Genomic DNA, 8,211 nt, shown 5'->3' with positions numbered 1-8,211 from the left:
TAGCTGCGCGGGCGTGGTCGGCCCGGCGTCAGGGAAGCGGCCGCGAATCGACGAACTCCGCACCCCGGCAAGGTGGTTCACCCATGAGGCAGACGAGTCGGCGCAAGGACGACGGTGAGGTGACCTGCGAGCAGGTGACCGTCCTCTCCTTCGAGCCCGAGCCCGAGGCCCGGGTCGACCAGGACGGCCGCGTCCTGCTGATGAGCGAGCCCGAGAGTCTGACCCGCATCCCGGTCCGGATCCTCCGGGAGGCCATGACGATCAAGCGGGTCGCGGGCTACTGGATCAGCTGGGCGGAGTGGTTCGGCCCGGACGACATCCGCAACCACGCCCGCTGGGTGCCGGACGAGGAGTACGTCCGGCCCGGCGAGGGCGGTCTCGACGGCCGGCTGGACGTGAAGGTGTCGGCGTACTGGGCGGTGGAGCGGGAGCCGCGCCGGGCGCGGCTGCGGACCAGCGAGGCCGTGGTGACCTTCCCGGCGGGGGAGGCCCGCTGCGAACTCGTCCTGGAGCGCCCCGAGCCGCAGCACCCGGCCACCCTGGTCGTCCATCTGTCGGACGCCTGGTGGTCGGGCGGCCGCGGCGGCCGGACCATTCACCACGGTCTGGCCGGCGAGCTGGAGGGCCCGGGCGGGCGGCCGGGCGAAGGGCGGCGGGGCGCGGCCGTCCACCGGTACGCGGAGTGTGCGACGGGGCACCTGCCGGGGGTGGCCGTCCGCTGACCGGGGGTGTCTCGGCCGAGCGCCTCAGGCGCGTGCCTCGGCCGCAGCCATGCCCGCGTTCGCCCCCGCCCCCACCCCTGCCGCGCCGCCCGGCCAGTCCGCCCGCGTCCCGACCTTCCGGGCGGGGGTGCCGGCCCAGATCTCGCCCGGCCCGGTGGAGCGGGTCAGTACGGCGTTGGCGCCGACCACGGTGCCGGCGCCGACCGTCAGCACTCCGGCCTTGCAGACCACCTTGGCGCCCGCGCACAGCACCGCGCCGTCCTCCACCACCACCCGCCGCATCGCGCTCGCCTCCTGCGGCACCCAGGGGTCGGCGCGGCCGACGGTCACGCCGTTGTACAAGGTCACCCCGGCGCCGAGGGTGGTGTACGGATGCAGCACGGTGCCGAAGCCCCGGTGGAACACGACGAGTCCCGGCCCGATCTCGGCGGCGGCCGGCACCTCCATCCCGTAGACGGCGAGCGCCTCCTGGACCAGGCGGCCCAGGAGGCGGTGGCGACGGCGGTAGATCAGCGCGGTGACGAGTGACATCCACCCATTGTGTCGGCGGTGTTACGAGGAGTCACGCAGGTGTGCGGGGCGCCTGTGGTGGCGGAGGGTCGGCCGCTTCATGCCCGGCTGCTTCGCGTCCGACTACTTCACGTCCGACTACTTCACGTCCGGCACGGCGGTGTCGTTCTTGAAGGCGTCGAACACCTGCTTGGCCTTCGCGGTGTCCCACTTGACCGCCGACTCGCCGGTGTTGGTCTTGAAGTCCGGGTTGGCGATCGGCACGGTGATGCTCTTCCCGCTGCCGCCGTTGACGTCCTTCATGGCGAGGAAGAGCGAGCCGAGGTCGGTCAGCCCGGCGTCCTCGTCGACGATCAGCGTGCCGAGGCCGGAGGACACCAGCGGGTAGAAGGTGAACGGGTTGAGCACGGTGGCCGGCGAGGCCGCCTGCTTGGCCAGCGCGCCGAGGAACTTCTGCTGGTTGCGCATCCGGCCGAGGTCCTGGTCGGCCATCTGGTGGCGCTGGCGGACGAAGGCCAGCGCCTGGGTGCCGTCGAGGCTCTGGCAGCCGGCCTTGAGGTCGAGGCCGGAGTCCTTGTCCTTGACGTCCTGCTCGATGCACATGTCCACGCCGCCGACCGAGTCGACGATGCCGACGAAGCCGGCGAAGCCGATCTCGGCGTAGTGGTCGATGCGGATGCCGGTGTTCGTCTCCACGGTCTGCGCGAGCAGCTTGCCGCCGCCGGAGGCGAAGGCGGAGTTGATCTTCGAGGTGGTCGCCTTGACGGGCTTGCCGTTCTCGCCGGCGTGCTCGGGGATCGGCACCCAGGAGTCGCGGGGGATGCTCATCAGGGTGTTCCCGCTGTCCCCGACGTGCAGGATCATCATCGAGTCGCTGCGCTTGCCGCCCGCGTGGCCGGTGTGCAGGTCCTCCTCCTGGCTGTCGGAGAGGCCGTTGCGGCTGTCCGAGCCGACGATCAGCCAGTTGGTGCCCTTGCCCGCGGCCGGGCGGCCCGGGTAGTCGGTGAGCACGTTCTCGTGGTTGAGCTTGGAGTCCGCCCAGAACCAGGTGGAGACGCTGGTGACCATCAGGGCGATCAGCACGCCGAACACCGACCACTTGACGATCCGGCGCCGCGGCCAGCGTCCGGGGCGGGCGGCGGCGGGCGACTGCGGCCCGCCGGGGGCTATCGGGCCACCGGGCGCGGAACCGGGGCCGCCGGGGCCACCCGGACCGCCCTGTGCGGGCACCGACGGGCGCGCACCGGGCTGCCCCGGCTGCCCGTACCCCTGGGCGGGGCCGTACCCGGGCGCCTGCGGCGGCGTGCCCGGCCGGCCCTGCTGGGGCTGCCCCTGCGGCTGCGGCCGTCCCTGCGGCTGCCCCTGCGGCTGGGGCTGCCGGGGTGCCGGAGCGCCCGGCCCGCGCGGGTTCAGCCCGGCGGGCAGCGGCGGCTCGGCGCCCGCGCCGCCGCCACCGTGCCCGTACGCGGCGCCACCGCCACCGTTGCCGCCGTACGGGTTCCCGCCGCCGCCCGGGCGGCCCTCCTGCCACGTGTTCATGTGGGAGAGGATGCCCGACGCGGGCGCCGGTGACTCCCCCCGGGGCCCCTACCAGGACCCTTGTAGCAGTTTTGATGCACGCGCCGGATCGTTCCGCCGCATGGTGCCGGGCGGGCGCACGCCCCGTGTCCGTCCGGCCACCCGGCCGCCGTCCGGCCGCTGCCAGGCCGCCGTCCGAGCGGTCACCCTCCCGGTCCTCCGTCTCACCGTCCGTCTCACCTGGTGTTCGGTTGTCGGGACGATCCTTGACCGCCCCGAACGCAGCGTGTTTGCATGACTGCCATGGATCAGCGATGGACTCTCACGCGTCGGCGGCACGTCGACCTGCAGCGTGTGTCCTGTTCGCTCTGTTGTGGCTGACGCTCGCCCGTCGAACCCCCACCACTCCTCCTCTTTCCCCGTTCCGCCGCTGCCCGTGCGGCGTGCCCACCGCTGACTGTCTCCGCCCGGTCCCGCCGGGCCGGTCGACGTGCTCGCGGTCGGTGCCGCGCGCCGCCGAAGCGGCGTCCCCGCTTCCTCCCCGAGGTGAATCCATGGCCACCGTCCTGTCCGTCTCCGGCTCGCCGTCCCCGACTTCCCGCACCACCCGCCTGCTGCGCCTGATCGACGAGCAGCTGGAGGAGCGCGGCCACCGCGTCGTCCCCTTCGAGGTGCGCAGCCTGCCCGCGCACGCGCTGCTGACCGCCGACCTGTCGCATCCGCAGCTGGCGGCCGCCCTGGAGCTGTTCGCCGAGGCGGACGGCGTGGTGATCGGCACCCCGGTCTACAAGGCCGCCTACTCGGGGCTGCTGAAGGCGCTGCTGGACGTGCTGCCGCAGTACGCGCTGCGCGACAAGGCCGTCCTGCCGCTCGCCACCGGCGGCTCCACCGCGCACGTGCTGGCGGTGGACTACGCGCTCCGGCCGGTGCTCAGCTCGATGGGCGCCGACCACATCACCCGGGGCTGGTTCGTGCTGGACCGCCACATCACCGTCCGGGAGGACGGCACGACCGTGCTGGAGCGCGAGACGGACGTGCTGCTGCGGCCGGTGGTGGACGCCTTCGCGGGCACCCTGGAGCGCCTCGCCGCCCCCGCCCTGACCGCCTGACGCCGGGTCAACGCCTCGCCGAGGCAGTCGCGTCGGCCCCCTCGGACGCCCTTCCGTCGGCCCTTGCGGGCGCTCCGGCGAGGGGCGGCGAGGGGGCCGACGGGCGTTCCGGCCCCGCTCGGCGGAGCACCCGCGGGCGGCTTCCCGCGCCGCCGCACCGGGGCTCCGTAAGGGGGGTCCCTGAGGGCGGCCCGGCCGACCCCTAGGGGGAGGGGAGGTCCACCCCGTACAACTCCGGTTGGGCCGCTTCCTCCCGTCGGATGACGAGGAGGAGCGGCCCCGACTCCTAACGTGGTTCACATCCCCGCCCGTCCGAGGCGGACCCGCTCCGGTCGGGTCCGGGTCCCCGGTTCACCGGGAGGGTGGGGCTGACTCCCGGTCGAAAACTATCCCCAGCGCGATGTCGCCGGACGGGTGGGACGGAGCAGGCTGGGGGCAACGGGCGGGACCACTTCTTAGGAGACGACAGTGACGACGGCAGCAGCAGCCGTGTACGACCCCCAGCTTCCCGGCGGTGTCCCCGCCGTCGCCGCTTCGGCCCGCCAGGTGACCAAGTCCTACGGTGCCGGTGAGACCAGGGTGACGGCCCTGGACGCGGTGGACGTCGACATCCAGCGGGGCCGGTTCACCGCGATCATGGGCCCCTCGGGCTCCGGCAAGTCGACCCTGATGCACTGCCTGGCCGGTCTGGACACGGTGACCGAGGGGCGGATCTGGATCGGCGAGACCGAGATCACCGGTCTGAAGGACAAGCAGCTCACCAAGCTGCGCCGGGACAAGATCGGCTTCATCTTCCAGGCCTTCAACCTCCTCCCGACGCTGAACGCGCTGGAGAACATCACCCTCCCGATGGACATCGCCGGCCGCAGGCCCGACCAGGCATGGCTGGACCGGGTGGTGGAGACGGTCGGGCTGTCCGACCGGCTCAAGCACCGGCCGACCCAGCTCTCCGGCGGCCAGCAGCAGCGCGTCGCGGTGGCCCGGGCACTGGCGGCCCGGCCCGAGATCATCTTCGGTGACGAGCCCACCGGGAACCTCGACTCGCGCTCCGGCGCCGAGGTGCTCTCCTTCCTGCGCCGCAGCGTCGACGAGCTGGGCCAGACCATCGTCATGGTCACCCACGACCCGGTCGCGGCCGGCTACGCGGACCGCGTGCTGTTCCTCGCGGACGGCGTGATGGTCGACGAGATGCACGCCCCGACGGCTGACTCCGTCCTTGAGCGCATGCGCCGTTTCGACGGCAAGCGCACCAGCTGAGCGGGCGGGAGCGGACAGGACCATGTTGCTCAAGACATCACTTCGAAGTTTCTTCGCCCACAAGGGGCGGATGGCGCTCTCCCTGGTCGCGGTCGTCCTCTCGGTCGCGTTCGTGTCCGGGACGCTGGTGTTCTCCAACACCGCGACCAGCACCTTCGACACGCTCTTCGCCTCGACCGCCTCCGACGTCTCGGTCGGGCCCGCCAAGCCGGAGATCGGCGGCGAGGACACCCGAGCGAAGACGCGGACGATCACCGTCGACAGCGTGCGGAAGGTCGCCGCCGTCCCCGGGGTGAGGACGGCGATCGGTCAGGTCACGGTGGAGAACGCCACCCTGGCGGACCCGGCGACCCTCAAGAAGGTCGGCCCGACCACCGGCGCACCGACCATCGTCGGCAACTGGGCGGACACCCCGCGCAGCCCGGTCGAGATCACCTCCGGTCATGCACCGCAGGGCCCCGACCAGGTCGTGCTCGACGCCGACACCGCGAAGAAGGCCAAGCTCGGCCTGGGCGGCAAGCTGCGGGTGATCATCGACGACAACCACGACTTCACGATCGTCGGCATCGCCGCGTTCAAGACCACCAACCCGGGCGCGGCGCTGGCCTTCCTGGACACCGCCACCGCGCAGAGCGTCCTGCTCGGGGGAGCCGGCTACACCTCGGTCGAGGTCTACGGCGACGGCAGCCGGTCCGACGAGCAGCTCAAGTCCGACGCGCTGGCCGGGCTGGGCGGCGGCTACCAGGCGAAGACGGCGGCCGAGCAGAAGGCGGACGGCCAGAAGAGCGTCGGCTCCTTCCTCGACTTCATGAAGTACGCGATGCTCGGCTTCGCCGGCATCTCGCTGCTGGTCGGTGGCTTCCTGATCATCAACACCTTCTCGATGCTGGTCGCCCAGCGCACCCGGGAGATCGGCCTGCTGCGGGCCGTCGGCGGCAGCCGCAAGCAGGTCAACCGTTCGGTGCTGGTGGAGGCGCTGCTGCTGGGCCTGGCCGGGTCCACGATCGGCATCGCGGCCGGCCTCGGCCTGGCGGTCGGGCTGATCCAGTTGATGAACGCGGCCGGCATGCACCTCGACGCCTCGGACCTGAAGATCGGCGCGGACGTGTTCGTCGCCGGGTACGCGGTGGGTGTCGTGATCACCGTGCTCGCGGCCTGGATCCCGGCCCGCCGGGCGAGCCGGATCGCACCGATCGCGGCACTGCGCGACCACGGGACCCCGGCCGAGGCCCGCTCCAACACCGTCCGGGCGATCATCGGTCTGGTGCTCACGGCGGGCGGCGGCGGTCTGCTGGTGCTGGCCGCCAAGGCGGAGAAGGCGGCCACCGGGGGCCAGTTCATCGGCCTCGGCGTGCTGCTGACCCTGGTCGGCTTCGTCGTCCTCGGCCCGCTGCTGGCCACCACCGTGGTCCGGGTGCTCGGCGCGCTGCTGCCCACCCTGTTCGGTCCGTCCGGCAAGCTCGCCCAGCGCAACGCGATGCGCAACCCGCGTCGTACGGGTGCCACGGCTGCCGCACTGATGATCGGACTGGCGCTGGTGATCGGGGCCTCGGTCTTCACCTCCTCGGTGATCAAGTCCACCAACGACCAGATCGACCGCTCGGTGGGCGCCGACTACATCATCTCGGCCGGCCAGAACGGGGTCTCCCCGGGGATCGCCGCCGCCGTGCGGCAGGTCCAGGGCGTGGACCACATCACCGCGCAGAAGTACCTCCCGGCGTACTTCACCGCGCCGGACGGGAAGACCGTGGAGAACGGCATATCCGCCGTCACCGCGCGGTTCACCGAGGACTTCCGGCTGCCGGTCAAGGAGGGCGCTCCGGGCTCCCTCCAGCAGGGCGCGGTGGCGATCGGCGAGGACTACGCCAAGGACCACGGCCTCAAGCTCGGCGACACCATCAAGGTCGACTACGGCAACGGGCGGGTCCAGTCGCTGCCGGTCGGCGTCATCATGACCAAGGGCAACCAGCTCTTCGACGGCAACACCTTCGCCTCGCTCGACACCGTGACCAAGGCGGTGCCGGCCGCGGACCAGCCGGTGGACGCGATCCTCTTCGGCAAGGCGGCCGCCGGGGCGGACGTCGCGAAGACGCTCACCGGCCTGGAGGACGCGCTCAAGCCGTACCCGCAGGCCTCGGTCCGCGACCAGGCCGGCTACAAGGACCTCGTCCAGGAGCAGGTCAACACCCTGCTCTACATGATCTACGGCCTGCTCGGGCTGGCGATCGTGGTCGCGGTGCTCGGTGTCGTCAACACCCTGGCGCTCTCGGTGGTGGAGCGGACCCGGGAGATCGGCCTGCTGCGGGCGATCGGGCTCTCCCGTCGCCAGCTGCGCCGGATGATCCGGCTGGAGTCCGTGGTGATCGCCCTGTTCGGCGCCGTCCTCGGCACCGCGCTCGGCCTGGCCTGGGGCATCACCGGACAGCAGGTGCTGCGGACCCAGGGCCTGGAGTCGCTGGCCGTCCCGACCACGACCATCCTCCTCACCCTGGGTGCCTCGATGGTCATCGGCCTGCTGGCCGCTCTGGTGCCGGCCTTCCGGGCCGGGCGGATGAACGTCCTCGCGGCGATCGCGACGGACTGACCGCACGCGGCCCCCGGATCGGGGGACCGGGGGCCGCGTCGGGGGACCGGGGAAGGTGGGGCCCGGTCCCGGAAGCAGGGGGGAGCAGGGGGGAACAAGAGGGGGAAGGGGCAGGGTGCCATGTGCACCCTGCCCCTGTTGTGCGGCGGGCGGGCCCACCGGCCGGTTCAGGGGCAGATGATGTCGCTGGCCCGCTCGGCCCCCGGTGCGGCCGAGCCCGCTCCGGTCGCGCCCTCGGCGCGCGCCTCCGCCGCCGGGCCGGAGGGTGCCGCACCGGTACCTCCGCCGGCTACCGGCGAGGACGGCGACGGAGGCGGCGGCGGGGCGGGCACCGCGACCGCCGTCGCGGACGGACCGGCCGCGGCCGTCGCTCCCGCCGCCGGGTGGTCCGTTCCCGCGTACACCTGGAGGGTCGGCCCCAGCCCCGGGACGGGCGTCAGCTCGGCGGTCGGCACCGCGCCGGCCAGCGTCCGCGCCGACTCGGCCCAGTGCGGGTCGTACCGGATCACCG

General features: G+C 72.9%; 7 protein-coding genes and 1 pseudogene. 5 read left to right on the top strand and 3 right to left on the bottom strand.

Features of this window, described 5'->3' with window-relative positions; translation table 11 throughout:
• Positions 1-83 precede the first annotated feature (83 nt).
• Positions 84-722 carry a hypothetical protein gene (locus VR45_RS37175; RefSeq protein ID WP_159394499.1) on the top strand — a complete coding sequence of 213 codons (639 nt, stop codon included), beginning with the start codon at positions 84-86 and terminating at the stop codon, positions 720-722.
• 24 nt (positions 723-746) lie between these two features.
• On the opposite strand, the gene VR45_RS37170 is transcribed toward VR45_RS37175, so the two are convergent.
• Together VR45_RS37170 and VR45_RS37165 are read right to left on the bottom strand one after the other, a co-directional pair.
• Entirely contained in the window at positions 747-1,253 is a 507-nt protein-coding gene (locus VR45_RS37170) for a hypothetical protein (RefSeq protein ID WP_052709670.1), read from the bottom strand.
• A gap of 117 nt (positions 1,254-1,370) precedes the next feature.
• A complete protein-coding gene (locus VR45_RS37165; protein ID WP_045944355.1) occupies positions 1,371-2,771 on the bottom strand; it encodes an LCP family protein in 1,401 nt (466 codons plus the stop codon).
• A 273-nt stretch (positions 2,772-3,044) separates the two neighbouring features.
• Here VR45_RS37165 and VR45_RS50885 point away from each other — a divergent pair, with 273 nt between their 5' ends.
• From VR45_RS50885 to VR45_RS37150, 4 genes are all read left to right on the top strand, one after another.
• Positions 3,045-3,131: a putative leader peptide gene (locus VR45_RS50885; protein WP_353612751.1), complete on the top strand. Its 87-nt coding sequence runs from the start codon at positions 3,045-3,047 to the stop codon at positions 3,129-3,131.
• Between the two features lie 173 nt (positions 3,132-3,304).
• Positions 3,305-3,859, top strand: a complete 555-nt coding sequence (ssuE, locus tag VR45_RS37160; protein WP_045944354.1) for an NADPH-dependent FMN reductase — start codon at positions 3,305-3,307, stop codon at positions 3,857-3,859.
• A 489-nt stretch (positions 3,860-4,348) separates the two neighbouring features.
• Entirely contained in the window at positions 4,349-5,116 is a 768-nt protein-coding gene (locus tag VR45_RS37155) for an ABC transporter ATP-binding protein (RefSeq protein WP_107084396.1), read from the top strand.
• 22 nt (positions 5,117-5,138) lie between these two features.
• Positions 5,139-7,700 (top strand): FtsX-like permease family protein, encoded by a 2,562-nt coding sequence (locus tag VR45_RS37150; RefSeq protein WP_045944352.1) that lies wholly within the window; start codon positions 5,139-5,141, stop codon positions 7,698-7,700.
• 167 nt (positions 7,701-7,867) lie between these two features.
• Here the strand turns inward: VR45_RS37150 and VR45_RS47560 are convergent.
• Positions 7,868-8,211, bottom strand: a pseudogene (locus VR45_RS47560) (hypothetical protein); the annotation flags it as partial.

This window comes from Streptomyces sp. NRRL S-495 (assembly GCF_000966955.1).
Taxonomy (GTDB): Bacteria; Actinomycetota; Actinomycetes; order Streptomycetales; family Streptomycetaceae; genus Kitasatospora; species Kitasatospora purpeofusca.
This window is presented reverse-complemented; position numbering and strand designations above follow the sequence as displayed.

What these genes read in the sequence shown, in the direction of transcription:
- VR45_RS37175 (WP_159394499.1), top strand. Translation starts at nt 84, where the DNA reads ATGAGGCAGACGAGTCGGCGCAAGGACGACGGTGAGGTGACCTGCGAG.
- VR45_RS37170 (WP_052709670.1), bottom strand. Translation starts at nt 1,253, where the DNA reads ATGTCACTCGTCACCGCGCTGATCTACCGCCGTCGCCACCGCCTCCTG.
- VR45_RS37165 (WP_045944355.1), bottom strand. Translation starts at nt 2,771, where the DNA reads ATGAACACGTGGCAGGAGGGCCGCCCGGGCGGCGGCGGGAACCCGTAC.
- VR45_RS50885 (WP_353612751.1), top strand. Translation starts at nt 3,045, where the DNA reads ATGACTGCCATGGATCAGCGATGGACTCTCACGCGTCGGCGGCACGTC.
- ssuE (WP_045944354.1), top strand. Translation starts at nt 3,305, where the DNA reads ATGGCCACCGTCCTGTCCGTCTCCGGCTCGCCGTCCCCGACTTCCCGC.
- VR45_RS37150 (WP_045944352.1), top strand. Translation starts at nt 5,139, where the DNA reads ATGTTGCTCAAGACATCACTTCGAAGTTTCTTCGCCCACAAGGGGCGG.